Here is a 24,846-nt window from a genome sequence, read left to right on the forward strand (position 1 = left end):
AAGGACGGCCCGGCCGCCTAGCGTGCCCGCGTGATCCAAGGATTCGAGGGCCTGCTGGTCAGGCCGCAAGACGCCGAGTACGAGAGCGGGCGGGTCCTGTGGAACCGCGTCCACGAGGGACGGCCGCGCCTCATCGCCCGCTGCGCCTCCGAGCTGGACGTTGCACGGGCCATCCGTTACGCCCGGGAGGAGGGGCTTGCCCTTTCCGTCAGGTCGGGCGGGCACAACTTCGCGGGGTTCTCCCTCACCGACGGCGGGCTGCTGATCGACGCGCGCGGCCTGCGCGGGGTGCGGATCGAGCCCGGCCGCGTCGGGCTCGGCGCGGGACTGCGCTGGGGCGACGTGGACGCCGCGCTCGCGCCGGAGGGCCTGATCACGCCGGGCGGGTCGGTGTCCAAGGTCGGCGTCGCGGGGTTCTCGCTGGGCACCGGGCTCGGCTGGCTCGGCCGCCGGCACGGGCTCACCGGCGACAACCTGGTCGGCGCGACCGTCGTGACCGCGGCCGGGGAGACCCTGCGCGTCAGCGCCGAGGAGCACCCCGAGCTGTTCTGGGCGCTGCGCGGCGGGGGCGGCGGGTTCTGCGTCGTCACCGAGTTCCGGGCGCTGACGCATCCGCTGCCGACGCCCGTCGCTGGCACGCTCATCAGGCCGCTCGACGGCTCGGCCCGGGTGCTGACCCGGCTGCTCGAGGTCACCGCCGCCGCGCCCGCCACGTTCACCTGGGCGGCCGTGCTGACCTGCGCGCCGCCCGACCCCGCGCTGCCGCCGTCGCTGCGCGGCCGTCCGGTGATGCTGGTGCCGGTGCTTTCGACGGGTCCGGACGCCGCGCTGGTCGAGGAGGTCAGGCGGGTGGTCGGGGCGGAGATCGACACCGTCGGGCCGTCGCCGTTCGCCGCGTTCCAGACCGCCAGCGACGGGGCCGCGCCCGAGGGGCTGCGCTGGGACGTCCGCTCCGAATGGCTCACCGGCCTTGACGCGGCCGCGATCGAGCACGCCGTCGGCATGGCCGGGCGGCTGCCGTCGCCGCTGAGCAATGTGCTGTTCCGGCCGCTGGGCGGCGCGATCGCCGCGCCTGACGCGCCGGACACCCCGTTCTCGTTCCGCGCCGCGGGCTTCCTCGTGGAGGTCATCGCCAACTGGGCCGAGGGCGAGGGCAAGGCCGAGCGGGCCTGGATGACCGAGGCTTGGGAGGGGCTGCGGCGGCTGTCGGCGGGCGGCCCCGACGTCAACCACCTCGGGGTGGGCGAGGACGTCACCCGCGCGCGCACGGCCTACTCGCCGGATGCGCTCGCAAGGCTGGACGCGGTACGCGCGGCCTACGACCCCGAGGGGGTCTTCCCGTCCCCGCTGCTCACGCCCTGAGCGAGCGCGGTGAGCGAAGGCGGCCGGTCCCCCGACCGGCCGCCCGCTAGTCCTCCACGACGAGCCGGCCGGTCATGCCGACCGCGCGGTGGATCGTGTCGGAGCAGTAGAACTCGAACGTCCCGGTACGGTCCGGGATGAACCCGCCCACCGCCGCTTCTTCCACGCCGGTCTGGACGAACCCGGCGAACTCGTCGATGGTGAAGTTGTGCGGGTTGTCCTCGCAGGTCAGCTCGATCGCCAGGGGCTCGCCGACGCGCGCCCTGATCTCGGCGGGCTCGAACGCGAACGACCTGCACGACACCCGGACGTGCCGCGCCGCCGGGTCCACCGGGCTGTTGCCGCGCGCCATCTTCTGCAGGTTCATCGTCCCGACGGTGAGCCGCGCCATCTCCCCCAGCGGGACCACGCCGGTCGGCTCGATCTCCACGGCCATCTGGGTGACGTCGGGGAACCGCGTCGTCATGATCCCGCCGAACTCCAGCGGTTCGAGCCGCAAAAGCCCGGTCTCCACGCCGTACTCGATGACGAGGTGGTGGTTGAGCCGCACCCACGCGTCGCCGATCCTGATCTGGTGGGCGAGCGGGTCGGCCGGGATGCTGTCGGGCGGGCACGGGTCGACCCTGACGTTGCCGTCGTCGCCCTTCGGGCCGCGCAGCACGAAGAACCCGAAGCTGTTGTGCGGCATGTCCCCCGGATGGATGTCCGTGGTGTTCTGGTGGGAGATGAGGGTCTTGACCCCGTCGGCCGTCGGTACCTGCCGGACCGGCGAGCTGAGCGCCTGGTGCTCGACGGTGCCCGTGATGTAGGTGCGCAGCGACGGCAGCTCCGGCGACGGCTCCGACGGGCCGGTCCCGCCGTAGTACTCGGGCAGGACGATGTGGTGGACCAGCGGCATCCCCAGGTACCACCCGTAGATGGCCCGCTCCCCCGGCGCGGGACCGTCGCCCGCGTCCGGGGCGGGACCGACCCGCGACGCCGTCCGGAAGCGCGCCGACGTGCGCACCCGCGCGGCGTCGCCGCCCGCCGGGTCGAGCGCGAGCAGCCCGGCCCGCACGCCGTACTCCACGACCGCGTGGTTGTACAGCGGGACCATGATCTTGCCCATCCGGATCGCGGTGGCCAGGCCGTCGTCCTCGACCGACACGAGGTCGTCGGCGGCCGCCGCGCGGACCCGGAACCGGCGCAGGTCGGCGGTCTCGCCCTCGCCGGGCAGCCCCGCGAGCAGCAGCCGGTCCCCTGTCTCGTACAGGCCGACCGTCTCGTGCGGGCCCGCGGCGTCGCCGTCGGCGGGCTCAAGCGTCACCGGCAGGCCGAGGTGCCATGCGGTGGTGGTCTCCATGCCACTCCTTCGTCTACGGTCCCGGCCGGGACGCCGCGCGCCCCGGCCGGATCACTGCGGTGCGGGTCAGTGGTGCTTGTGCTCGATCCAGCCGACGCCGCCCCACCCGATGTCGAACGTGGCGAGCTGGCCGCCGGCCAGGCCGAGCTCGATGACCTGGGAGCTGGTGAGGTCGAACCAGGTGAAGCCGAGCTTGATCGAGTACGCCAGGGGCGCGCCCGCGAGGCTGCCCTCGGGCATCGGCCGGGTCTTGACGTTGGCGGCCGTGGCGTTCGGGCCGGGGATCACCATCTGGCCGTAGCCGTCGACTATTCCGGTCGGCCAGGTCGACCACACGTGGTCGTGGTCGGGCATGTAGCCGACGCCGGGGATCGGCAGGCCGGGCGCGAACGGCGTGGCGGTCACGTTGCCGACCAGGTAGATGGTCTGGTCGGGGCGCTCGGGCTCGGGACCGGACGGGCCCGAGCCCATCGGCGCGGGGATCTGGGCGAAGTGGTCGACGACGTAGCCGCCGAACCAGGCGTCGCGGTGCTCGTCGTACACGCACGACGGCGCGCCGGGCGGGCAGGCGAACGCGGGCGTCGCGGACACGGCGACCAGGGACGCCAGGGCGGTCAGCAGCGCGGCGAAGATGCCGAGCAGCCGGTACCGGGGACTGCGTTTCATTCGACGGTCTCCTTCTTCTCTGGGTGGTCTTCCGAAGGATCAGTGGTGTCAGTGGGGTCGGCGGGGTCGGTGATCGGCGTCTCCCGCAACAGGAACGCCGCGACGAGGCACGCCAAACCGATGGCCACCGCGACGAAGAACGTCGTGGTGATGGCGTGCGCGTAGGTCTTCGCGATGCCCTCCTGCACCTGCGGCGGCAGCGCCTTGAGCGCCTCAGGGCTGCGCTGGAGGAACCCGATGTCCACCCCGGGCGGCAGCGCGCCCGCCGGGACGTACTCGGTGAGCGAGCTCTGCAGCCTGCTGGTGAAGACCGCGCCGAACACCGCGACGCCCGCCGCGCCGCCGAGCGCCCGGAACAGCCCTGCCGAGGCGGTGGCGCTGCCGAGGTCGGCCCTGGGGACGCTGTTCTGCACGATGACCGTCAGCGACGCCATGCAGCCGACGCCGAGGCCGACCACGCCCATGTACACCGCGGCGAGCGCGGGGCTCGTGTCGGCGTCCATCCGGGACAGCAGGAACAGCCCGAGGGTGATCCCGACCGCGCCGCCGATCGGCCACCAGCGGTAGCGGCCGGTCCGCGAGATGACGTGCCCGGACACGATCGACGTCACGATCAGCCCGCCCATCAGCGGGAACAGCAGCACGCCCGAGTTCGTCGCGCTGACGCCGAGGCCGATCTGGAGGAACGTCGGCAGGTACGACACGGCGGTGAAGTTGACGACGCCGACCAGCAGGATCAGCACCAGCGCCACCCGGGTGACCCCGCCGGTGAACAGCACGAGCGGCACGATCGGCTCGGGCGCGCGCCGCTCCACCGCGACGAACGCCGCGAGCAGGACGACGCCCGCGAAGCCGAGCCCGAGCACGGTCCCGGACGTCCACGGGTACTGCTGGCCGCCCCACGACGCCATGAGCAGCAGGCAGGTGAGCCCGCTGAGCAGCAGCGCGATGCCCGGCCAGTCGATCACGCGGCGCACCCGCTGCGGCGGCAGCTTCAGCACGAGCGCGACGACGGCGAGCGCGAGCAGGCCGAGCGGCAGGTTGATGAGGAACACCCAGCGCCAGCTGAGCGTGTCCGTCAGGAACCCGCCGACGAACGGGCCGACGATCGTCGCGACCGCGTACTCCGCGCCCAGGTAGCCCTGGTAGCGGGCGCGCGAGCGCGGCGGCACCATGTCGCCCACGATGGTGATCGCCATCGCGGTGATGCCGCCGCCGCCGACGCCCTGGACGGCCCGGCCCACGATCAGCGTCTCCATGCTCTGCGCGAGCCCGCACACCAGCGACCCCGCGACGAAGAACACGACGGCGACGACGAGCAGAGGCCGTCGGCCGTACATGTCGCTCAGCTTGCCGAACAGCGGCACGCCGACCGTCGCGCCGAGCAGGTTCGCCACGATCACCCACGACAGCAGGCTGAGGCCCTGCAGCTCGCCGATCATCGCCGGCAGCGCGTTGGCCACGGTGACGGAGTCGAGGGCGACGAGCAGGAGGCCGAGGAGCAGACCTGCGAACGCGAGGAGGATGTCGCGACGGCTCAACGCCTGTCCTGATTCGACTGCGGCCATCCCGATCTCACCTTCCCTTCCGATAGTCGAAACCCCCGAGTCACGGGCATCCTGTGGGAGCCCGGAGCCGCTGTCACCGCGAACATTCCGGCCACCGATACGGGCACGGCGTGCCTTGTCGGGCGGGCTCTCCGGGCGGCGCGCGACCGGGGAAACGGGACCGCCCCCGTCCCGGGGTGGCCGGGACGGGGGCGGTCGTCGGGGACGCCGTGGCGTCTAGTTGACGGTGAGCTTGAAGACGTTCGGGTAGACGATCTGCTGGACCTCGAGGCTGCCTCCGGGAGGACCGGCGATGAACAGCGTCTGCGGCTCGTACCGCTCGAGGCCGGTCTCGTTGATCAGGCCGATGGCGGTGAAGTTGCCTTCGGGCGTCACCAGGTCGTCCTGGCAGAAGCCCCAGTAGTCGTCGCCGACCTTGTGGGTGGTGGTGCACTCGGTCCTGACGGTGCCGACGGCGGCCCCGCCCTGGGTGTAGGACAGGTCGCCCCAGGAGATGAACACGCTTCCCGCACCGCGCGGGTCGCAGCCGGGGTTCTGCGGGCCGGGGATACAGGCCGGGATGAACTCGACGTCGCCCTCGCCGACCGTCTCGTAGTAGACGCGGCTGCCCGCGCTGGCCGATGTGGCGCTGAAGCCCAACGCCGCGGTGACGGCCGCGGCCGCCACCAGAACACTGCCGATCTTCTGCATGTCCCTGCTTTTCGTCTCGGGGGGTGGGTGGAACCGTGGAACTTGTGCCGCGCAGCGACCTCAGGATGCGCATTCGTCTTCCCAGCCACAATCCGGACGTTCCGCTGGACGGGATCACCAGGCCGCAAAGCCTTACGGCATAGGGCGTCTGGGGATCGGAAGGTCGATCGAGAGGGCTCCGGAGGGGGTCGTGGCGACGTCGGCGGTGACGCGGTAGACGTCGGCGAGCAGGGCCGGGGTGAGGACGGTTCCCGGGGGTCCCTCGGCGGCCAGGACGCCGTCGCGCAGGACCGCGACGCGGTCGCAGGCCGCGGCGGCCAGGCGGAGGTCGTGCAGGGCGATCAGGACAGTGGTGTCCAGGACGGCGAGGAGGCCGAAGAGGGCGACCTGGTGGTGGAGGTCGAGGTGGTTGGTGGGCTCGTCGAGGACGAGCAGGCGTGGCCGTTGGGCGAGCGCGCGGGCAAGGTTGACGCGCTGGCGTTCGCCGCCCGAGAGCGTCGCCATGCGGCGGCGGGCGAGCGCGCCGACGTCGCAGCGTTCCATCGCGTCGTGGACGACGCGGCGGTCGTCGCGGGACATGCGGCCGAGCGCGCCGAGGTAGGGCAGGCGGCCCAGGGCGACGGTCTGCTCGGCCGTCGTGTCGGGGTCGGCGGGCGCGTCCTGGGTGACCGCGGCGACGTGCCGGGCGGCCTCCCGCGCCGGGACGCGCCAGACGTCGGTCCCGTCGAGCAGGACCGCGCCCGAGTCGGGCCTGACCCGTCGGTAGACGCAGCGCAGCAGGCTCGACTTGCCGCTGCCGTTCGGGCCGAGCAGCCCGACCACCTCGCCGGGCGCGACGTCGAAGCTCACGTCGCGGAGCCCGGCCGGAGCCCAGCAGACCGCGTCAAGCCTGATTCCTGCGGGCTTCACGGCAGGTCCCCCCGGTCGGCGCGGCGCAGCAGCGCGAGGAAGAACGGCACCCCGACCAGCGCGGTGAGCACGCCGACGGGAATTTCGTCGGGCTTCTGGAGGGTGCGTGCGCCGACGTCGACCCAGACCAGGAGGACCGCGCCGGTGAGCGCGCTGAGCGGGACGACGTGACGGTTGTCGCCGCCGACCGCGAGGCGCACCGCGTGCGGGACCATCAGCGCGACGAACCCGATGCCGCCGCTCACCGCGACGACAGCGCCGACGACGAGCGCGCATCCGACGACCATGCGCCGCCGCAGCACGTCGACCTCGACGCCGAGGCTCGTCGCGCCCTCGTCGCCGAGGACGAGCCCGTTCAGCCGTGCGGCGTTCGCCCAGAACCAGCAGGTTCCGGCGAGGACGACGAGGACGGGGACGCCGACGTCACGCCACTGGGCGCCGCCGAGGCCGCCGAGCGTCCAGAACAGCGCCGAGCGCACCTCCTTGTCGGGCGAGGTGAGCACGAGGTAGTGGGTGACCGCCTCCATGAGCGCCGACACCGCGACCCCGGCGAGGATCAGCCGGGTCGGCGCGAGCCGTCCGCTCCCCCCGGCGAGCAGCATGACGAGCGTGAACGCGCCGATCGCCCCGGCGAAGGCGGCGACCGGCAGCGAGAGCACACCGAGCGGGGCGAACCCGACGATGAGCACGCATACCGCGCCGAACGACGCGCCCGAGCTCGCGCCGAGCAGGTACGGGTCGGCGAGCGGGTTGCGCAGGACGGCCTGGAGCACCGCGCCCACGGCGGCGAGTCCCGCGCCGACGGCCGCGCCGAGGATCACGCGCGGCAGCCGCAGGTCGAGGACGATCACCGCGGCGGGTCCCGTCGGGCCCTCCGCCACGAGGAAGGGCGCGTAGTGGTGGCCGATGACGCGGGCGACGTCGCCGAACGGGATGGCCACGGGCCCGAGCCCGACCGCCGCGACGAGCGAGACCGGGAGCACGAGCACGAGGCCGGCGAGGGTGAGGAACCCCGTGGGGCTGCCGCGCCCCACGGGGATGGTCCGGACCGTCACGCGCCGAAGCCCTCCGCGAGCGTCGTTAGCGCGCGTGCGCTGCGGACGCCGGGCTGGGTGTCGTTGACGGGGATCACCACAAAACGGTCTTCCTTCACGGCGGTGATGTTCTTGAGCGGGCCGAACGCCTTCATGAACGCGATGGCGGCGTCGGCGGGCTCGAACGCCTGGTCCTCGACCACGATCACGTCGGGGTTCCGCTTGACGACCTCCTCCCAGCTCACCTGCTTGTAGGAGGTGACCTCGGGGAAGATGTTGGTGCCGCCCGCGCGCTTGATGAGGTCGTCTATCAGGGCGGATGAGCCTGCCGTGGCGGGCTTGTCCTTGCCGCCCGCGTAGTCGAAGACCTTGGGCGCGTTCTGGGCGGGGGTCACCGCCGCGTTGTCGCGCTTCAGCTTCGCGACGAGTTCGGCTGCCCGGTCCTGGACGCCGAAGATCTCGCCGAGGGCGGCGATGTCGGCGTGGACGTCATCGACGTTCGCCTTGTGTCCGGGACAGTTCGCCGACAGCAGGAACGTGTTGACGCCCTCCCGCTGGAGTACCGCGCGGTCACCCATCGCCTTGTCGCCGTAGTCGTCGGGGTAGCCGCTGACGACGAGGTCGGGGTTGACCGAGTACACGACCTCCTTGGACGGCGGCGGGAACGCCTGCTCGGCGATCACCTTCACGCCGGTGAGGCCGTCGGCGTACTCGGGCACGATGTCCTTGGCGGCGACCGTGCCCGCCAGCCTGTCCTTGAGGCCGAGCGCGAGGATCACCTCGGTCGCGACGGTGCTCGACGTGACGACCCGCTCGGGCGGCGCGGCGAACGTGTAGGCTGCGCCGCAGTTGTCGACCTCGACGGCCTTCGCCGCGTCGACCGCCTCCTTCACCTCCCCGCCTTCCGCGCACGCGGTGAGCGACAGACCGAGCGCCAGCACGACTGACGCGACTCTTCTCAACACAGATGTTCCTTTCCTGGACGCGGCGCGTCATTTCACGCCGCGACGGGGGGTGCGGACCCGGACGGGTCAAACGTGGGGAAGGGGAAGGCTCGGCGGGCCGGGCGGCAGCGGCTCGACCCCGTCGCCGAGAAAGGGGAACGCGGCGGGGCCGACCGACCGCAGACCCGGCACGAGCACCCGCGCACAGCACCAGCCGGGCAGATCGGCCGGACTGAGGTCCACGGTCAACGGCGTCAGCCCCACCGCCCGCGACGCCGAGTCGAGATCGACCGGGTCGGGACGCCACCCGCCTCGATCGCCGGGCGGCGGCCAGTGCGGGGCCGGGTCGGGATGCCGGGTGTTCCGGTCGTCGCCCTTGGCGAGACGGGTGGCGATGGCGTCGGTCATGCGGGGGTCGGCGAGGAGTTGGAGGGTGCAGACGAGGTCGGTCGCGTCGGAGAGGTCGGGGCGGTAGGAGTCGGCGTAGCGGCGGTCGGCCCGGACGGGGTGGAGTACCGCCGACCACTCGGGGACGCCGTCGGCGACCGCGGCGATCGCGTCGAGGGAGAGGAGCGCCTCGGCGGCGGCCTTGCGGGCCGACGTCGCGACGGGGTCGGCCGCGCCGGGGGTGAGCGCGCAGCCCAGCGCGATCCCGGCCGCGGACCGCGCCGCGCACGCGACGACGGGCGCGCCGAGCAGGTTCGGGACCGCGTACCAGGTCAGCTCGGCCCCGACGGGCTCGGGCACCGCCTGCCGCGGCAGCTCAGGAAACCTGTCCCCCCGATACCAGGCCGTGGCCAGCGCGTGCCGCTCCACCACCTCGGCCAGCGCGCTCTCCCGCGCCTGGGCGAACGTCGGCCCCGCCGCGATCCCCGCCCCGACCGGCAGATGCACGACCCCACCCGACGCGTCCGCCGACCCCCGCGCGCGCGAGCCGGGACCTCCGGGCCTTGAAGAACCCGCGCGCGAGGACGAGAACTCCCCCGCGTGGGGGCCGGGACCTTCCGGCGTTCGAGAACCCGCGCGTGAGGAAGGGAACTCCTGGGTGTGGGGGCTGGGACCTTCCGGCGTTCGAGAGCCCGCGCGCGAGGACGGGAACTCCTGGGTGTGGGGGCCTGGGGGGAGCCAGGTCAGGGAGGCGGGGAGCCAGAGCGGGGTGGGGTGGGTGGATTGGATCCAGAGGCGTTCGGCGATGGGGTCGAAGCCGGTGAAGGGGAAGCCGGGGCGGGTGAGCTGGTCGGGGCGGTAGAGGGCGAAGGCGTCGAGGGGGACTGCGGACGGGCCGAGGGCGGCGGCGGTCGCGCGGCGGAGGCGGCGCGGGTCGATGAGGTGGCCCGCGTAGCGTTCGACCGCCTCGCCCAGCGCGCGCTGCGCGGCGCGTTCCGGGGACGTCCAGGAGGTGCCGCCGACGACCTGGTTGCCGAGCGGCAGGGCGTGGCCGTCGGTCGCGGCGAGGTCGGCCGTCGCGGTGTGCAGCACGGCGTGCGACGTCCCGTGGTCGAGTCGGGTGACGATGCCCGTCCGTGGGTCGAGGGCGCTCACGTGTGCGGGAGCGGGACGAGGTTGAGGTCGGCGTCCCGGGTCGGGGCCTCGCGCAGGCCGAGGGTGACCGGATCGGTCCGCAGCCGGGAGCCGCCGAGGAACGGGAACGCGGCGGGTGCGTTCGAGTAGGCCCCGGGCACGACGACGCGCGCGACGCGGACACCGGCCGTGGCCACGTCGGACGTGGTGACGTCGACGGCGTAGGCGGTCAGTCCTGCCTTGTCGAGCCGGGCCAGATACGCCTCGTACACGGCGCCGTCGATGCGCGGGAGGGCGTCGAGGGAGATGACCTGATCGGACCGGGTGATCGGGGCGAGCTCGGCGCGCAGCCTCGGGTCGAGCCAGATCTGGCTGTGGCACGACAGGTCGGCGACGTCACGGAAGTCGGGCCGGTAGGAGTCGAGGTAGCGGCGGTCGGCGCGGTGCGGGTGGAAGAACTCGATCGGGATGGTGCCCTCGCGCGCCGACGTCCAGATGTCGCCGTCGGCGTCGAGGAGGCCGAGGGCGTAGCGGCGCAGGGTGACCGCCTCGGCGAGCGCCTTCAGCACCGCGTCGGCCGGGTCGGGCCGTGCCGCGACGCCGAACACCGTCAGCTTGAGGTCGGGGTCGTCGAGGAGGACGCCGAGCACGGCGACGTCGAAGACCGTCGGCAGGGCGACGACCCGGTACCGGCAGCCGCTTGACGTCCCCGTCGCGGCGGCCCATCCGGGCCCGCGTTCGGGGTCCGGGGTGAGGTGGGGCGCGAGCCTCGGGTGGGCGACGTCCACGGGCCGCGCGGGCAGCCGGTTGGCCCACCAGACGACCGTCGCGTCCCGCTCGATGACCTCCTCGAGCGCCGCGGTCCTTGCGGCCCTGTCGTCCGCCCCCGCCGCGATCCCCGCGAGGTTGACGAAGTTCGTCACGGGCTCCCCGGCACGCGGCGGCAGGTAATAGTTCACATAGACCAGCGAGGCGGGCACCAGCGCGGGCTCCCCGGACGGCAGCCGCACCCCCCGCGCCCAGAGCACCGCAAGATCCCCGGCAAAGGGGACAAAAGGGCAGCCGGGTTCCGCGTACTGAGCCTCGGAGTAGAGCGCGAGATCCGCCGGGTCAAGCGCACTCTGTCCCGCTCTGTCGAGTTCCCGATACGAGGCGCGCACAAGATCGTCGGGCACGAAGTTGCCGCAGTAACGCTCGACCGCCTCCCCGACCGCCGCACGACGCGCCCGCCCCGGGTCCGCGAAGGCAGTCCCGGTGGAAACCCGGTCGGCGGGCCACGGAAGCAGCGCCGCGAGATCACCGACATGCGTCGCGCTCACGCTCAAACCGGGCGGCCACCATGGTTCAGGCTCGGCCGCGAAGAGCCGCGCGATCACGCCGGTGCGCTCGTCCACAAGAAGTTCGGTGTTCACAGGGGGTCCTTCAGCTCAGGCGGCAGCAACGGTCCCGGCACGCCGCACGCGGTGATCGGCGCGGCGGTCGGCCCGATCACGAGGGTCCTCCGGCGGTCCGGGCGCGACGCGCGCGGTGATCGGGGCGGGGCCGGGTGCGATCAGGAGGGGGTCTTCGGCTCGGGTAGGAGCAGGGGGCCGGGGGTGAGGCGCAGGGTGGTCGGTGTGGTGGGGGTGGGGTGGCGTGGGGGTCGGCCGAGGGTCAGTTCGATGTGGAGGGTGTCGGCCGGGGGCAGGTGGACGGCGGTGGGGGCGGTGCGGAGGGTGATGCGGCCGCCGTTCGGTGGGATCGGGGTGACGGCGTCGGTGAGGCGGGTGCGGACGCCGTCGGGGCGCGCGTGGCTGAGGGTGAGGACCAGTTCCGCGTTGTGCGCGGGGGTGACGTCGGCGGTGAGGGTGGCGCGGCCGTGCCAGGTGAGCGGGCCGGGATGGGCGAAGGCGAGCATGTCGGGGCGGGTCTCCGGAGGGCCGAGGTCCGCCGAGTGCGGGAGCGCGGGTACGGGGTGCGCGGGGTCGTGGTGCAGCGTTGTCCGGCCCGGGGTTTCCAGCGCGCGGTAGGTGGGGTGCGAAGCCGGGACGGGATCGCCATCGCGCCATCCGTCGCCGAGGAAGAGGCAGCGGGTCTCGGTCGACCATGGCTTTGCGTGCGCGATCGCGAGGAGCCAGTCGGCCATCAGGTCGGCGGGGTCGGGGCCGTCGGGCAGCTTGATCGCGCACTCGTCCTGGAGGCGGTGGGTGAGGGCGGAGACCCAGCCGCCCATCACCGCGGTCCCGCCCGTCGCCCGTGCGTGCCGCAGCGACGCGGCGGCCGACCCGCAGTACCAGCTGCCCACGTGCAGCGTCGGACACCGCACGGCCTTCACCGCCGCCAGCACCGCACGTCCCTGCTCCGCCCAGGCGGCCCTCTCTCCCTCGGCCTCCCCTTCGGTCACGTCCGCGCCGACAAGCTGAGCGGTGCGCGGAGCGGGGAGGGGGGTGAGGGAGTGGAGGAGGGCGTGGAGGCCGGGGCGGAGGGTGCGGCCGGTGGCCATGTCGGTGCGCCACCAGAGGGCGTCGTCGAGGGCGTGGGGGTCGGGGGGCCAGGGCTGGCGGGAGGCCACCGCGATGACGGACGGGTGGGCTGAGGCGTGCCATGCCGTGTAGGACTCGTAGGCGAGGCCGGACAGCAGGACGCGGCCGTCGGACCAGGGGTTCGTGACGATCCAGTCGAGGGTGGCGAGGCCGTCGGTGGTCTCGTCCGCGCCCGCGACGAACACGCCGTCGGAACGGTGTCTGCCGCGCACGTCCTGGACGAAGGCGGCGACCCCGGCCTCGGCGAACGCCAGCGCCTCGGGCCACAGGCCGGGCGTCCCGTACGGCGTGCGCACGACGACGCAGGGGGCGGGGCCGCCGCCCGGGAGGAAGAGGTCGCCGACGAGTGCGACGCCGTCGGCCATCGGAACCGCCACATCGGGCACGAGCCGCACGCTCACGCCGGCGTCTCCCGCATCAGCCCGCGCGGGACCGGCAGCACCGGGTGCCGCCGGACGACCCCATCCGCGAGGTCGACGCCCACCTGGAAGTCGGTCCCGGTCGGCGTGCACCCATCGGCGAGCGCGCGCAGGTCGGCGACGACGAACGCCGCGACGACCGCCGCCCCCAGCGCGGCCGCCGCATCCGGTTCCGGCGTCCCGCCCTCGTCAAGCCAGGTCCAGTACTGCGCCAGCCGCTCCGGCCACGGGCTCGCCGCGAGCCGTCGGATGCGCGTGTCGCCATGCCCGCTGGTCCCGGGCCCCGTCCAGAACGGTCCCGCGTACCAGCGGCGTCCCTCGGCGTGAATGCGATGCCACGGCGTCCCCGCCGCCTGGATCAGGGGTTCCACCTCGCTCCAGCGCCGGTCAGGCAGCCGGTCGGCGGCGGAAACGACGGCCACCGGGCCATGTCCCAGCAACTCCTCTTCTGTCCCGCGCAGCACCGCAAAGCCCGACTCGGCGAGCAGCCTCGCCACCGCCGCAGCGGCGGTCCCGTCGCCCGCAAGCCCGACGGCACCGGGCTTCACGGGCTCCGCGAGCACGACGCCCTCGGCGGCGAACGCGTCGCGCAGCTCGGGCGAGGTCAGGTCGACGGACGTGCCGGGCTCGGCCTCGACGGTCAGGAACTCCTCGGCCGGGGTGTGCACAAGCCACCCCGCGCCGTCGGGGACGAGCGACACACCGCCCGCCCATCTGCTCTCACGCATACCGTCCTCAGTCCTTACGCTGGTCGGACCGGGTGCGGGCGCGCTACCGACACGCCCGCACCCGGCCTTCGCTCACTCACTCACGGCTATCGCCACGCGATGGCCGAGGACCGCGCCGTGGCGTGGTTCGAGGAGTGGAGCTGGCTGCGGCTCTTGGAGACCTTCAGCTTGGAGACCTTCATCCCGGTCACCTCCTTTCCCGAGTACCTGCGGACAGGACAAAGCACCGCATCCCCCCGAATGTCCGTCATCTCCGGAGTGGGACCCCCGTATTGAAAACGATAATGAAAACGATTGTCAATCCCGCTACAGTGCTCGGCATGGAGTCGGACCTCAAAACGCCCTCCCCCGGGCTCCTCGCACTGCTGTCGGCCAACCGCGCGTTCCGCCTGCTCTGGCTCGGCAACCTCGTCAGCGTGTGCGGCGGCTGGTTCAGCGCCGTCGCGGTCTTCGCGATGGTCTACGCGCACGGCGGCGGCCCCCTCGCCGCCGGCGCGACGCTCGCGCTGCGCTACCTGCCCGGCCTGCTCGTCGGCCCGTGGGGCGGCGTCCTGGCCGACCGCGCCGACAGACGCGCGGTCATGCTCGGCTGTGACGCGGTCCTCGCCGTCCTCGCGCTGGCGTTCCTGCTCGCCGACGGCCCCGCGACGCTCTGGCTCGTCTACCCGCTGACGCTGCTGTCGGCGTCCGTCGGCTATGTCTTCCAGGCGGCCCGCGCGGCGTGGATGCCGTCGCTGGTCCGCGCGGACGAGTACGTGCTGTACTCGGCGGCCGTGCAGGTCAACGGCATGGTGTTCCAGGCCGTCGGCGGGCTGGCCGGGGCCGCCGTCATCGGGATCGCCGGGTGGCGCTGGGCGTTCGCGGTCAACGCCGCCTCGTTCGTGCTGTCGTTCGCCCTCACCGCGCGGGTCACCTCGGGCAGCCGCCGGGGCGGCGGCGCGCGCGGCACATGGCTCGCCGCGCTGCGCGAGGGGCTCGCCGCCGCGCGGCACAGCCGCGTGGTGTCCGCGCTGCTGTGGCTCGAGGCGGCGTTCTGCCTCGGCCTCGGCGGCACGGTCACCGCGATGACGTACCTCGCGCTGCACGTCCACGATCTCGGCGACGGCGGAACCGGCTGGTTCTACGCGGTCCAGGGCACGGTCGGCGCGGTCGTCCTCGTGGCCTGCTCCGGCCGCCTGCAACGCGCCGCGCCCGCCACCCGGCTGCGGATCGTCGGCCTGTCCTGCCTGGCCGAGGGGGTCTGCACCGCGCTCCTCGGCCTGCCGTCGCTGCCCGTCCTCGCCCTGCTGCTGTGGGGCGCGGCCGCCGCGTCGGACGTCGTCTACGGGCCCACGGCCGTCGCCGCGCTGCTCGCCGAGGCCCCCGACGCGGTGCGCGGGCGCGTCATGGCGCTGTGGAGCGCCGTCGCCACCGCGAGCCTCACCGTCTCCTCGGCCGTCAGCGGCGTCCTGCTCACCGCGCTCGGCCACCGGCTGCTGCCCGTGCTCCTCGGCGCGGTCATGGCGGCGTCCGGCATCGCCTGGCTGCTGTCCGTCGGCCGCGTCGCGCGGCCCGTCACAGGAGGTCGTCGATGGTGATGGGCAGGTCGCGCACGCGGCGGCCCGTCGCGTGGTGAACCGCGTTGGCGACGGCCGCCGCGATCCCGACGAGACCGACCTCGCCGACGCCCTTCGTGCCGGTCGCGGTCGCCCTGTCCTGGCCGCCGACGAAGACCACCTCGATGTCGGGGACGTCGGCGTTGACCGCGACGAGGTAGTCGCCGAACGTCGCGTTCGCGATCCGGCCGGTGCCGGGGTCGGTGACGGTGTCCTCGAACATCGCCTGGCCGATGCCGCCGACCGTGCCGCCGACGATCTGGCTCTCGGCGGTCCGCGCGTTGAGGACGCGGCCGCCGTCGATCGCCGACACCACGCGCGCGACCCGCAGCACGCCGAGCCCGGGATCGACCCGCACCTCGACGAACTTCGCGCCGAACGCCCCGGCCGTCGCCATCCCCAGCTCCCCGGGGTCGGGCGGGACGCTCCTGCCGTCGGCGGCCAGCTCCGCAAGATCGTGCCGCTCAAGGATCTCCCCGAACGTCTCACCGCGCGACGGGTCGCCGACGAGGTGAATCCGTCCGGCGGCCAGCGCGACGTCGCCCGGCCCTGCCCCGCGCAGCGGCGAGGACACGTCGTGCCGAACCAGGTCGCAGAACTCCTGCACCAGCCGCAGGCACGCCGAGTGGACGGCGTTGCCGAGCGCGCCGGTCAGGCCCGAGCCGCCGGCCTGCGGCGCGTACGGCATGTCGGAGTCGCCGAGGTCGAAGCGCACCTTGGCGACGTCGAGGCCGAGCAGGTCGGCGGCCAGCTGCGTCATCACCGTGTAGGTGCCGGTGCCTATGTCGGTCGCGGCGCTGCGCACGAACGCCGACCCGTCGCGGCTCACCGAGGCGCGTGCCTGGCACGGCACCTGGTAGTTCGGGTACGACACCCCGGCGAGGCCGTAGCCGACGAGCCAGCGGCCGTCGCGCATCGCGCCGGGACGCGGGTCGCGGTCCGCCCAGCCGAACCTGCGCGCGCCCTCGGTGTAGCACTCGCGCAGCGCGTTGCTCGACCACGGCATGCCGGACACCGGGTCGGTCTCCGCGAGGTTCTTCAGCCGCAGGTCGAGCGGGTCGATGCCGAGCGCGTAGGCGAGCTCGTCCATCGCGGATTCGAGCGCGAAGTTGCCCTGTGCCTCGGCGGGCGCGCGCATCGAGCCCGGGCACGGGATGTTGAGCCGCACCTGGCGGTCGCGCGTCACCACGTTCGGACACGCGTAGGAGACCGCCGAACACCGGGTGGACGGCTCGAAGTCGTCGTCCTCCATCGCGACGGACCCGACGCTCTCGTGGTCGATCGCGACGAGCGTGCCGTCACGCGTCGCGCCGAGCGTGATCTTCTGCACGGTGTTCGGGCGGTGGCCGACCGAGGTGAACATCTCGGGGCGGCTCAGTTCGAGCTTCACCGGCAGCCCGACCCTGCGCGCGGCGGCCACCGCGAGCACCACGTGCGGCCACACCCGCAGTCCCGCGCCGAACCCGCCGCCGACATAGGGCGCGAGGACCCTGATGCCGGTCTCCGGCACCCCGAACACCGTCGCGAGGGTCCTGCGCACCCCGTGCGGCCACTGCGTCGCGTCGTGGACGGTGAGCGCGTCGCCGTTCCAGTACGCGACTGTCGTCATCAGCCCGAGCGGGTTGTTGGTGTTGTCCGGGGTGGTGAACGCGCCCTCCACCACCGTGTCGGCCTGAGCGAGCCCGGCGGCGACGTCGCCGCGCGTCACGTCCATGCCCCACGGGTCGGTCAGCACGGTCGCCCGCGGATCGGCCATGTCGAGGACGGGTTCGGCTGCCGCGTACTCGACCTCCACAAGGGACGCGGCGTACCGCGCCTCCTCCGGGCTCGCCGCGACCACCACCGCGACGGGCTGGCCGTGGTGCAGGACCCTGTCGTCGCGCAGCGGCCAGGGCGGCGAGCCGCCCAGCGCCGTCGTCGGGCCGTCGGCGAGGCGTGGCGCGTTCCGGTGCGTGAGCACGGTCAGCACGCCGGAGGCGCGCTCGGCCGCGGCTGCGTCGATCCCTGCGACGCGGCCCGCCGCGACCGTCGCGTGGACAAGGGCGGCGTGGACCATGCCGGGGAGGTCGAAGTCGTTCGGGTACCGCGCGCGGCCGGTGACCTTCTGCGGCGCGTCCACCCGCTCCAGGGGCGGGCCGACGTTCGGCCTCGTGGGCGTCGTGGTCATGACGCGTCCTCCGTCACCGTCTCCAGGGCCCGCACGAGGGTCCGCTCGGCCAGCTCCACCTTGAACGCAGTCCCGGGAAGCGGCCGCGCCCCCGCGAGCGCCGCCTCGGCGGCACGTTCGAACACCGCGCGGCCGGGACGCGCCCCGGCCAGGACGTCCTCGGCGTCCCAGGCCCGCCACGGGATCGTGCCGACCCCGCCGAGCGCGACCCTTGCCCGGACGATGACGCCGCCGTCGGTCTCCACCGCGACGGCCGCCGACGTCAGCGCGAACTCATACGACGCCCGGTCGCGCACCTTCAGGTAGTGCGACCTGGTCCCCGGCGGCGGCAACGGCATCTCCACGGCGGTGATCAGCTCGCCCTGCCGCAGCACGTTCTCCAGATGCGGGGTGTCGCCCGGCGGAAGGTAGAACTCGGTCAGCCGCACGAGGCGCGGCCCCGCCACGCCCTGGACGTGGACCGTCGCGTCGAGCGCGGTGAGCGGCACCGCGACGTCCGAGGCGTGCAACGCGATGCACCGCCCGCTCGTCCCGAGGATCGCGTGCATCCGCTGGACGCCCTCGATCGCCGCGCACCCCGATCCCGGGTCGCGCTTGTCGCAGGCTGCCACGCCGGGGTCGCGGAAGTAGCGGCAGCGGGTCCGCTGGAGCAGGTTCCCGCCGATCGTCGCCATGTTCCGCAGCTGCGGCGACGCGCCCGCGAGCAGCGCCTCGCGCACGAACGCGAACCGCTCGGCCACGACGGGGTCGGCGGCGAGCTCCTCCATCGTCGTCAGCGCGCCGACCCGCACCGCGTCGCGCTCGTGCGAGACGCCGCCGAGCGGCAGCCGGGTGATGTCGACGAGCCGGGTGGGCGCGGCGACGCCGTCCTTCATCAGGTCGACCTGGGTGGTGCCGCCCGCGAGGAACGCCGCGCGCGGGTCGATCGTGACGACGGTGACGGCCTGGGTGGCGTCGTCGGCGCGCAGGTACTCGAACGGACGCATCACCCGCCTCCCGCCACGTCGGCGACGGCCGATCTGATGTTCTGGTAGGCCCCGCAGCGGCACAGGTTCCCGCTCATGTACTCGGCGATCTCCGCGCGCGACCCCGCCCTGCCCTCGGCGAGCAGCGCGACCGCCGACATGATCTGGCCCGGTGTGCAGTACCCGCACTGGAACGCGTCGTGCCTGGCGAACGCGTCCTGCACCGGGTGCGCCTCCCCGCCCTCCCCCAGCCCCTCGACCGTGGTGACCTCGCGTCCGTCGCACTGGGCGGCGAGCATCAGGCACGACACGACGCGTTTCCCGTCCACGAGCACCGTGCAGGCCCCGCAGGCCCCCTGGTCGCAGCCCTTCTTGGCCCCCGTCAACCCCAGGTGGTCGCGCAGCGCGTCGAGCAGCGTGACGCGCGTGTCGAGCCGTACCGAACGCGTGACCCCGTTGACCGTGAGCGCCGTCTCCACCTCCCGGGGAGCCGTCCCCGGGGTCGCCGTCCAGGCGCCGGTCTCAGTTCTGTCCATGGTCCGGAGGCTCCTCCCGCCCGCCCGTAACTCTGGACATTCCTTGCCGGAACACCGCAAACCCCACCCCGCAGGCAGCCCATGGAAGCCCAAGGCCGCCCGGGCATGGGTGCGGGGCCGGACGCCGTGCGCGCGTCCGGCCCCTGTCCTTTCCGTCGGCCGACCCTCGTCAGCCGACCCCGGTCAGCTCACCTTCGTGAGCCGCCACTGCTGGTTGGTCCCGCTGTTGCAGGTCCACTGGACGAGCTGGACGCTGTCGGCGGTCGAGGCGTTCGGGACGTCGAGGCACTTGCCGCTGTTCACCGAGACGACCCGGTAGACGTCGGGCGTGCCCGTCGACTCGAACCGCCACCTCTGGTGCGCGCCCGTGCCGCACGCCCACTGGTTGAGCAGGGCCCCGTCGGCGGTGGACGCCGCCGTCACGTCGAGGCACTTGCCGCTGTGCACGGCGGCGAGCCGGAACGTGCCGCCGCCCGCGTCGGTGAACCGCCACTGCTGGTTCGTCCCGGCGTTCACCGGCCACTGCAGGACTGACGCGCCGTCGGCGGACGAGAAGCCGTTGACGTCGGCCGCCTTCCCGCTGTGCACCGCCGTCAGCCGGTAGGCCGACCCGTTCTCCGGTCCGCCGCCGCCGGGTCCGCTGACCCCCGGGCCGTTGTAGAAGATCGCGTCGAGGTCGAACGGCGCGCCGCCGCCCGAGGTCTTGAACACGAAGTACAGCGTCTGGGAGCCGCCCGGGTCGGTCACCGGAACCGAGGGCAGGGTCACGTAGTTGTCCCAGCCTCCGGTGGACGGGATCGTCTGGCTGGCGACCAGCGTTCCCGTAGGCGAACCCGCGCGGACCTCGATCGATCCGGCGTTGTTGTTGGGCGTCGACACCCGGAAGGCCAGCGACGTGATGTTCCGCAGGCTGACGGGGTTGAACGCGATCCAGTCGTTGTTGGAGATGTCGCCGACGCGCATCCCGTTCTCCGCGCCGCCCTGGCTGATCACCCGGATGCCTGCGGAGGAGGTGAAGTGCTCGGCCTGCTTGTGCGGCGGGCTGTACATGGCGCTCGAGGAACCCTCGAGGCCGCCCGCGTCGGTGTACTTGGCGGTGAGGACGTGGAAGAAGTTGGACGTCGGGTCGTGGCCGCCGCTGTTGGTGGCGAACGATCCGGTGCATCCGCTCTTGGTGTCCACGTCGTGGCTGTGCTCGTCGTGGCCGATCGCGTACAGGACCGAGACGCGCGAGCAGTCGATCGCCGTGCCGTCCTCGGGGTCGGTCACCCTGATCCGGTAGCTGAGGGTCCCGTTGTCGGGCAGGATTCCCCCGTTCGGCGGGTCGTCGAAGATCACCGTCGGACGGGTGTTGCCGACGGTGACCGCGAACGTCGCCGAGCCCGTCTTGCCGCCGGGGTCGCGGACGGTGAGCCGTGCGGTGAACTGGCCGTTCGCGGTGTAGGTGTGGGTGGGGTTGGCGGCGGTGGAGTCGGTGGTGCCGTTGCCGTCGAAGTCCCACGCGTAGGTGAGCGCGTCGCCGTCGGGGTCGGACGAGCCCGCCGAGGAGAACGCCACCTGGAGCGGGGCCCTGCCGGAGTCGGGCACGCCGCTGATCTTGGCGATCGGCGAGCGGTTGCCGTTCACGTAGTCGACGCGGTAGACGCCGTCGTCGGAGTGGTCCTCGAACCAGCCGATGCCCCAGTCGAGGTAGTACATCGCGCCGTCGGGCCCGAAGTCCATGTCCATCGGGGAGCGGAGGTCGAGGTTGGGGGCGAAGTTGTTGATCTTGAGCAGGTTGCCCTGGGCGTCAAGCCGCATCTCGCGGATGTAGTTGCGGCTCCACTCGAAGAAGAACGGCGTCTTGTCGTAGTACTCGGGGAACTTGCGCTCGGACGTGCTCGCGGCGTTGTAGTTGTAGAACGGGCCGCCCATCGGGGCGAGGCCGCCGCCGGTGCCCATCTCGGGGTACGGCGATCCGGCGTGGTAGTCGTACCAGACCGTCGCGGCCCTGGCCGGGGGCAGGTTCGTCAGCCCTGTGTTGTTCGGCGAGTTGTTCACCGGGGCCGCGCAGTTGAACTTCGGCCCTGACGTGTTGGTCGCGAAGTTGAAGTCGTTGAACGGGGTGTTCGGGCCGATGCAGTACGGCCACCCGTAGTTCCCCGGCTCCTTGATCAGGTTCCACTCGACCGTGCCCTCCGGGCCGCGGTTCGGGTTCGCCGCGCCGGCGTCCGGACCGTAGTCGGCGATGGAGATCCAGCCGGTCAGCGGGTCGACGTTGAAGCGGAACGGGTTGCGCCAGCCCATCACGTAGATCTCGGGCTTGGTCAGCGCGGTCCCGGGCGCGAAGAGGTTCCCGGACGGGATCGTGTAGCCGCCGGCCTCCTCCGGGTGGATGCGCAGCACCTTGCCGCGCAGGTCGTTGGTGTTGGCGGAGGTGCCCTGGGCGTCGAATCTCTCCCGGCCCGGCCGCTCGTCGATCGGGGTGTACCCGCTCGACTCCGACGGCTTCACGTCGTCGCCGACGCCGATGTAGAGGTTCCCACCGGGTCCGAACTCGATGTTCCCGCCGCTGTGGCCCGGCTCGGGCGAACGCCATGCGGGGATGTCGATGATCTTGCGTTCGCTCGCCATGTCGAGCGCGGTCCCCGCGGCGTTGAGCGTGAACCGCGAGACCCTGACGATCTCCGCGCTGCCCGCCGGGGAGTAGTTGACGAAGATGCGCCTGTTGGAGGAGAAGTTCGGGTCGGCCGCGACGCCGATGACCCCGTCCTCACCGCCGGTGTAGACGTTCAGGGTGGCGAGCGTGGTCGTGGTGTTGGTGCCGCCCTGGCTCCTGATCATCTTGACCTTGCCGAGCCGCTCGACGTAGAAGACCGTGCCGTCGTTGGCGACGTCGATCCCCATCGGCTGCGCGGGCTGGCTGTCGAGGGTGACCTTCTGGTAGCGGTTCGCGACGGTCGGACCGCAGTCGCCGGGCTTCGCGCCCGCCGCCCACTCGACGCCGCCGAGCACATGGGTGCGGAACGACGCCTCGGAGTAGGCGGACGCCTGGTGGCCCATGGCGGTCGCCCAGATCCTGCCGCCCTCGGCGTTGCGGCACCACGAGATCGGGTGGTCGTGGCCCATCCTGGACCCGCCCGCGTCGTAGGTGGTCTCGTCGGCGGTCACCAGGATGTGGGCGTCGCCGCGGAAGTTGCGGTCGAAGTTGTACCACTCCTCGGTGCGGGTCCACCGCTCAGGCAGGCCCTTGGTCGACGGGTGGACGCGGTCGGCGACCTTCGCGGTGCCCTGCACGGTCGCGGAGTGGGCCGGCATGTGCGCGCCGCCCATGAGGACCTGGTCCCACCAGGGGAACTGGGCCTCGATGTTCATGTCGGTGGTGTTGTGGACGGCGACGACGCCCTTGCCGGAGCGCACGTAGTTCTGGAACGCGGTGCGCTGGGCCTCGGTGTCCCAGACCATGCCCGAGTTCTGCAGCATGATGATGACGTCGTAGGGGGCCAGGCCCGTCGCGCTGAACACCGAGGAGTCCTCGGTCCTGGTGACCTCGAAGTTGTTGGCGGCGGCGAGCTGCTCGACCATGGTGACGCCGGCGGGGATGGAATCGTGGCGGTACGCGCCCGCCGCGGTCTTGGTGAACAGCAGCGCCCTGAACGCGGGCGCGGCGCTCGCGGGGACGGCTTGGACGAGCACGAGGGTCAGCAGCATCGCTACTGAGGCTGCTACAGCACGGATCACTGACGATCTGCGCATTTTGTGGGTACCTTTCGGGGGGTGGGTACCCTCCCGGCCCGGGGCCAGCCGGACCGGGAGGCCACGACTCGGGGATCCCGAGCCGGGTCTATTGGGGGCGCGTGAGCGCCCGGAGGAACGCGAGCCCTTCGACGGCCAGCGCGTCCTGGGTGGGGGCCAGCGGACGCCAGATCGAGGCTGCCGTGGCGATGGATGCGTTGTCGGCGGTGAAGGACTCGATCACGAACGGCCCGTCGTATCCGGTCGTCGCGACGGCGTCGGAGAAGCCGGGCCAGTCGAAGTGGTCGGCTCCCGGCGCGCCCCGGTCGGTCCCGCAGACCTGGACGAGCGCGATCCGCCCCGCCGCCGCGCGGATCGCGGCGGCCGGGTCCTTCTCCTCGATGTTCAGGTGGTAGGTGTCGAGCGCGATCCCGCAGTCCGCGGGCAGCGCCTCAAGGGCCTGCTCCACTGTGTTGATCACGCTCGTCTCGTAGCGGTTGAGCGGTTCCACGCCGATCCGGACCCCGCGCTCGGCCGCGTACTCCACGACCGGGCCGAGGTTCTCGCGCAGTTCGGCGTAGACGGCGTCACGTTCCTTGCCGTCCATCCGCCAGCAGCGGCCGACGGAGGCGTAGGCGGGTCCGCTGACGGCCGTGGCCCCGACCGTCACCGCGACGTCGACGCAGTGCCGCAGGTAGTCCTGCGTCTCCCTGACGACGTCGGCGGAGGTGGCGACGAGCTCACGGCCGGGCGGCATCACCAGGACCACCGAGGCGGCGAGGCCGAACGCGGCGAGCAGGTCCGAGGCGCGGGACGGGTCCCAGTCCCCCGGCTGCTCCACCGGCAGCTCGATCACGTCGAACCCCTGCCCGGCGACCTTCGGCGCGAGGACGGCGAGTTCGTCGTCGGTCAGCGGCGAGGTCCACACCCAGGTGTTGACGCCGATCGCGCGCACTACTTGCCGCCCCACTTGGCGGGGTAGCCCGGCAGGTCGGCGCAGCCGCACAGCGCGTAGTGCAGCGGCGGCATGCCCGGCTGGAGGTAGCCGTCGAGGGTCTCCTGGGTGATCTTCGGCTGCGGCAGGCTCCAGGTCTTCGGGACCTCCTCGCCCTTCAGGATCTTCAGCGCGGCGATGATCGGGGTCCGCCACTGGTAGGTCGGGTAGGTCGGGGCGATCGCGGTGAGGTTCGAGCTCTTCCACTTCTGCAGGAAGTCCTGCTGGTCCTCGCCGTTGATCGGCGGGACGGGCAGGCCGGCGTCCTCGAACGCCTCGACCGCGGCGACGGCGGTCGCGCCGGCGTCCATCCAGATGCCGTCGATCTGGCCGTGGCGCTGGATGTAGTCGCTGACGACGCTCTTGGTCTTGGCCGCGTCGCCGTCGGTGAACTCGACGCCGACGACGTCGAGCTCGCTCTTGTCGAACGCGATCTTCGCGGCCGACCAGCGGGTCTCCAGGACGTCGACACCGGGCAGGATGCGCAGCGCGAGGACCTTGCCGCCCGGCTTGACCTTCTCCACGAGGAACTCGGCGGCGTCCGCGCCGAAGGCGTAGCCGCCGATCGGGCTGATGAAGGTGACGGGGCAGTCGGTGTCGACGCCGCGGTCGAACACGATGACGGGCACGTCGGCGCAGGCGCCCTTCACGGCGGGCGTGAGCGTCGCGGTGGTGTTGGGCGAGACGATGAGGGCGTCACAGCCCTTCTTCTGGAGTTCGGCGATGTCGGAGATCTGCTTGTCGTCCTTGCCCTCGGCGTCGAGGGAGGTGAACTTCTCGATCTCGGGGTGCAGGCCGACCTCGGCCTGCATCGAGGTCCAGCCGACCTGCCGCCACGGGTTGTTGACCGCCGCGTTGGAGAAGCACAGGTTGTAGGGCCCGTCCTTCTTGTACTTGGACGTGTCCACCAGCTCGGGTTCGATCATCTGCTCCCACGGCTTGTCGGCCGGGCCCGTCGCGGTCTTGGAGCGGGCCGCGAGCTGCGCCTCGTAAGCCGACTGGTCGAAGAACTTGGAGTGGTCGCCGGTGGTGGCCGTCTTGTCGGCCTCGGCGGGGGTGGTGGAGGGCTTGTCGCTGGCACACGCCGTCGCTGCGGTCAGTGCGAGGACCGCTGCTCCGGCGAGGAGTTTGCGGGGGGTGTTCCGCATTTTGGGGGGTTCCTTCCATAGG

At 72.7% G+C, this 24,846-nt stretch carries 19 protein-coding genes; 2 read left to right on the forward strand and 17 right to left on the reverse strand.

The features are described from left to right. Positions 1–30 precede the first annotated feature (30 nt). Complete coding sequence (locus R9X44_RS21700) at positions 31–1,362, forward strand: FAD-binding oxidoreductase (RefSeq protein ID WP_319816067.1); 1,332 nt, start codon at positions 31–33, stop codon at positions 1,360–1,362. A gap of 46 nt (positions 1,363–1,408) precedes the next feature. Here the strand turns inward: R9X44_RS21700 and R9X44_RS21705 are convergent, their stop codons facing one another. The 11 genes from R9X44_RS21705 to R9X44_RS21755 all read right to left on the reverse strand — a co-directional run bounded on the left by R9X44_RS21705 (position 1,409) and on the right by R9X44_RS21755 (position 13,705). Then, the gene (locus R9X44_RS21705; protein WP_319816068.1) at positions 1,409–2,704 is read right to left on the reverse strand and encodes a hypothetical protein; all 1,296 of its coding nucleotides are present in this window, start codon (positions 2,702–2,704) and stop codon (positions 1,409–1,411) included. A gap of 66 nt (positions 2,705–2,770) precedes the next feature. After that, the gene (locus R9X44_RS21710) at positions 2,771–3,370 is read right to left on the reverse strand and encodes a hypothetical protein (RefSeq protein WP_319816069.1); all 600 of its coding nucleotides are present in this window, start codon (positions 3,368–3,370) and stop codon (positions 2,771–2,773) included. Continuing rightward, positions 3,367–4,938 carry an MDR family MFS transporter gene (locus tag R9X44_RS21715; RefSeq protein ID WP_319816070.1) on the reverse strand — a complete coding sequence of 524 codons (1,572 nt, stop codon included), beginning with the start codon at positions 4,936–4,938 and terminating at the stop codon, positions 3,367–3,369. Before R9X44_RS21715 ends, R9X44_RS21710 begins: the two co-directional genes overlap by 4 nt. A 216-nt stretch (positions 4,939–5,154) precedes the next feature. Then, the gene (locus R9X44_RS21720; RefSeq protein WP_319816071.1) at positions 5,155–5,628 is read right to left on the reverse strand and encodes an allene oxide cyclase barrel-like domain-containing protein; all 474 of its coding nucleotides are present in this window, start codon (positions 5,626–5,628) and stop codon (positions 5,155–5,157) included. 132 nt (positions 5,629–5,760) lie between these two features. After that, positions 5,761–6,537 (reverse strand): ABC transporter ATP-binding protein, encoded by a 777-nt coding sequence (locus R9X44_RS21725; protein WP_319816072.1) that lies wholly within the window; start codon positions 6,535–6,537, stop codon positions 5,761–5,763. Continuing rightward, positions 6,534–7,592: an iron ABC transporter permease gene (locus tag R9X44_RS21730; RefSeq protein ID WP_319816073.1), complete on the reverse strand. Its 1,059-nt coding sequence runs from the start codon at positions 7,590–7,592 to the stop codon at positions 6,534–6,536. The genes R9X44_RS21725 and R9X44_RS21730 overlap by 4 nt, the downstream gene beginning before the upstream one ends. Further along, on the reverse strand, positions 7,589–8,536 hold the full coding sequence (locus R9X44_RS21735; protein ID WP_319816074.1) for an ABC transporter substrate-binding protein: 948 nt from the start codon (positions 8,534–8,536) through the stop codon (positions 7,589–7,591). The genes R9X44_RS21730 and R9X44_RS21735 overlap by 4 nt, the downstream gene beginning before the upstream one ends. A 66-nt stretch (positions 8,537–8,602) precedes the next feature. Next, complete coding sequence (locus R9X44_RS21740; protein ID WP_319816075.1) at positions 8,603–10,057, reverse strand: YcaO-like family protein; 1,455 nt, start codon at positions 10,055–10,057, stop codon at positions 8,603–8,605. After that, the gene (locus R9X44_RS21745; protein ID WP_319816076.1) at positions 10,054–11,448 is read right to left on the reverse strand and encodes a YcaO-like family protein; all 1,395 of its coding nucleotides are present in this window, start codon (positions 11,446–11,448) and stop codon (positions 10,054–10,056) included. The genes R9X44_RS21740 and R9X44_RS21745 overlap by 4 nt, the downstream gene beginning before the upstream one ends. Before the next feature lie 140 nt (positions 11,449–11,588). Then, positions 11,589–12,959: a CocE/NonD family hydrolase gene (locus tag R9X44_RS21750; RefSeq protein ID WP_319816077.1), complete on the reverse strand. Its 1,371-nt coding sequence runs from the start codon at positions 12,957–12,959 to the stop codon at positions 11,589–11,591. After that, on the reverse strand, positions 12,956–13,705 hold the full coding sequence (locus tag R9X44_RS21755; protein WP_319816078.1) for a hypothetical protein: 750 nt from the start codon (positions 13,703–13,705) through the stop codon (positions 12,956–12,958). Before R9X44_RS21755 ends, R9X44_RS21750 begins: the two co-directional genes overlap by 4 nt. 320 nt (positions 13,706–14,025) lie before the next feature. Here R9X44_RS21755 and R9X44_RS21760 point away from each other — a divergent pair, with 320 nt between their 5' ends. Further along, a complete protein-coding gene (locus R9X44_RS21760) occupies positions 14,026–15,282 on the forward strand; it encodes an MFS transporter (protein ID WP_319816079.1) in 1,257 nt (418 codons plus the stop codon). Here R9X44_RS21760 and R9X44_RS21765 read toward each other — a convergent pair. The 6 genes from R9X44_RS21765 to R9X44_RS21790 form a co-directional block, all read right to left on the reverse strand. After that, entirely contained in the window at positions 15,260–17,467 is a 2,208-nt protein-coding gene (locus R9X44_RS21765; RefSeq protein WP_319816080.1) for a xanthine dehydrogenase family protein molybdopterin-binding subunit, read from the reverse strand. The two genes, R9X44_RS21760 and R9X44_RS21765, sit on opposite strands and share 23 nt — an antisense overlap. After that, entirely contained in the window at positions 17,464–18,453 is a 990-nt protein-coding gene (locus R9X44_RS21770) for a xanthine dehydrogenase family protein subunit M (RefSeq protein ID WP_319816081.1), read from the reverse strand. Before R9X44_RS21770 ends, R9X44_RS21765 begins: the two co-directional genes overlap by 4 nt. Beyond that, positions 18,453–18,968 (reverse strand): (2Fe-2S)-binding protein, encoded by a 516-nt coding sequence (locus R9X44_RS21775; RefSeq protein ID WP_319816082.1) that lies wholly within the window; start codon positions 18,966–18,968, stop codon positions 18,453–18,455. Before R9X44_RS21775 ends, R9X44_RS21770 begins: the two co-directional genes overlap by 1 nt. Positions 18,969–19,151: 183 nt before the next feature. After that, positions 19,152–22,658, reverse strand: a complete 3,507-nt coding sequence (locus tag R9X44_RS21780; RefSeq protein WP_319816083.1) for a ThuA domain-containing protein — start codon at positions 22,656–22,658, stop codon at positions 19,152–19,154. Between the two features lie 133 nt (positions 22,659–22,791). Next, positions 22,792–23,637 carry a sugar phosphate isomerase/epimerase family protein gene (locus R9X44_RS21785; protein WP_319816084.1) on the reverse strand — a complete coding sequence of 282 codons (846 nt, stop codon included), beginning with the start codon at positions 23,635–23,637 and terminating at the stop codon, positions 22,792–22,794. Then, a complete protein-coding gene (locus R9X44_RS21790; protein ID WP_319816085.1) occupies positions 23,637–24,824 on the reverse strand; it encodes a substrate-binding domain-containing protein in 1,188 nt (395 codons plus the stop codon). Before R9X44_RS21790 ends, R9X44_RS21785 begins: the two co-directional genes overlap by 1 nt. Positions 24,825–24,846 lie beyond the last annotated feature (22 nt).

The sequence above is a fragment of the Actinocorallia sp. A-T 12471 genome, from assembly GCF_033875155.1.
Taxonomy (GTDB): domain Bacteria; phylum Actinomycetota; class Actinomycetes; order Streptosporangiales; family Streptosporangiaceae; genus Actinocorallia.

What these genes read in the sequence shown, in the direction of transcription:
- R9X44_RS21705 (WP_319816068.1), bottom strand. Translation starts at nt 2,704, where the DNA reads ATGGAGACCACCACCGCATGGCACCTCGGCCTGCCGGTGACGCTTGAG.
- R9X44_RS21710 (WP_319816069.1), bottom strand. Translation starts at nt 3,370, where the DNA reads ATGAAACGCAGTCCCCGGTACCGGCTGCTCGGCATCTTCGCCGCGCTG.
- R9X44_RS21715 (WP_319816070.1), bottom strand. Translation starts at nt 4,938, where the DNA reads ATGGCCGCAGTCGAATCAGGACAGGCGTTGAGCCGTCGCGACATCCTC.
- R9X44_RS21720 (WP_319816071.1), bottom strand. Translation starts at nt 5,628, where the DNA reads ATGCAGAAGATCGGCAGTGTTCTGGTGGCGGCCGCGGCCGTCACCGCG.
- R9X44_RS21755 (WP_319816078.1), bottom strand. Translation starts at nt 13,705, where the DNA reads ATGCGTGAGAGCAGATGGGCGGGCGGTGTGTCGCTCGTCCCCGACGGC.
- R9X44_RS21760 (WP_319816079.1), top strand. Translation starts at nt 14,026, where the DNA reads ATGGAGTCGGACCTCAAAACGCCCTCCCCCGGGCTCCTCGCACTGCTG.
- R9X44_RS21765 (WP_319816080.1), bottom strand. Translation starts at nt 17,467, where the DNA reads ATGACCACGACGCCCACGAGGCCGAACGTCGGCCCGCCCCTGGAGCGG.
- R9X44_RS21770 (WP_319816081.1), bottom strand. Translation starts at nt 18,453, where the DNA reads ATGCGTCCGTTCGAGTACCTGCGCGCCGACGACGCCACCCAGGCCGTC.
- R9X44_RS21775 (WP_319816082.1), bottom strand. Translation starts at nt 18,968, where the DNA reads ATGGACAGAACTGAGACCGGCGCCTGGACGGCGACCCCGGGGACGGCT.
- R9X44_RS21780 (WP_319816083.1), bottom strand. Translation starts at nt 22,658, where the DNA reads ATGCTGCTGACCCTCGTGCTCGTCCAAGCCGTCCCCGCGAGCGCCGCG.
- R9X44_RS21790 (WP_319816085.1), bottom strand. Translation starts at nt 24,824, where the DNA reads ATGCGGAACACCCCCCGCAAACTCCTCGCCGGAGCAGCGGTCCTCGCA.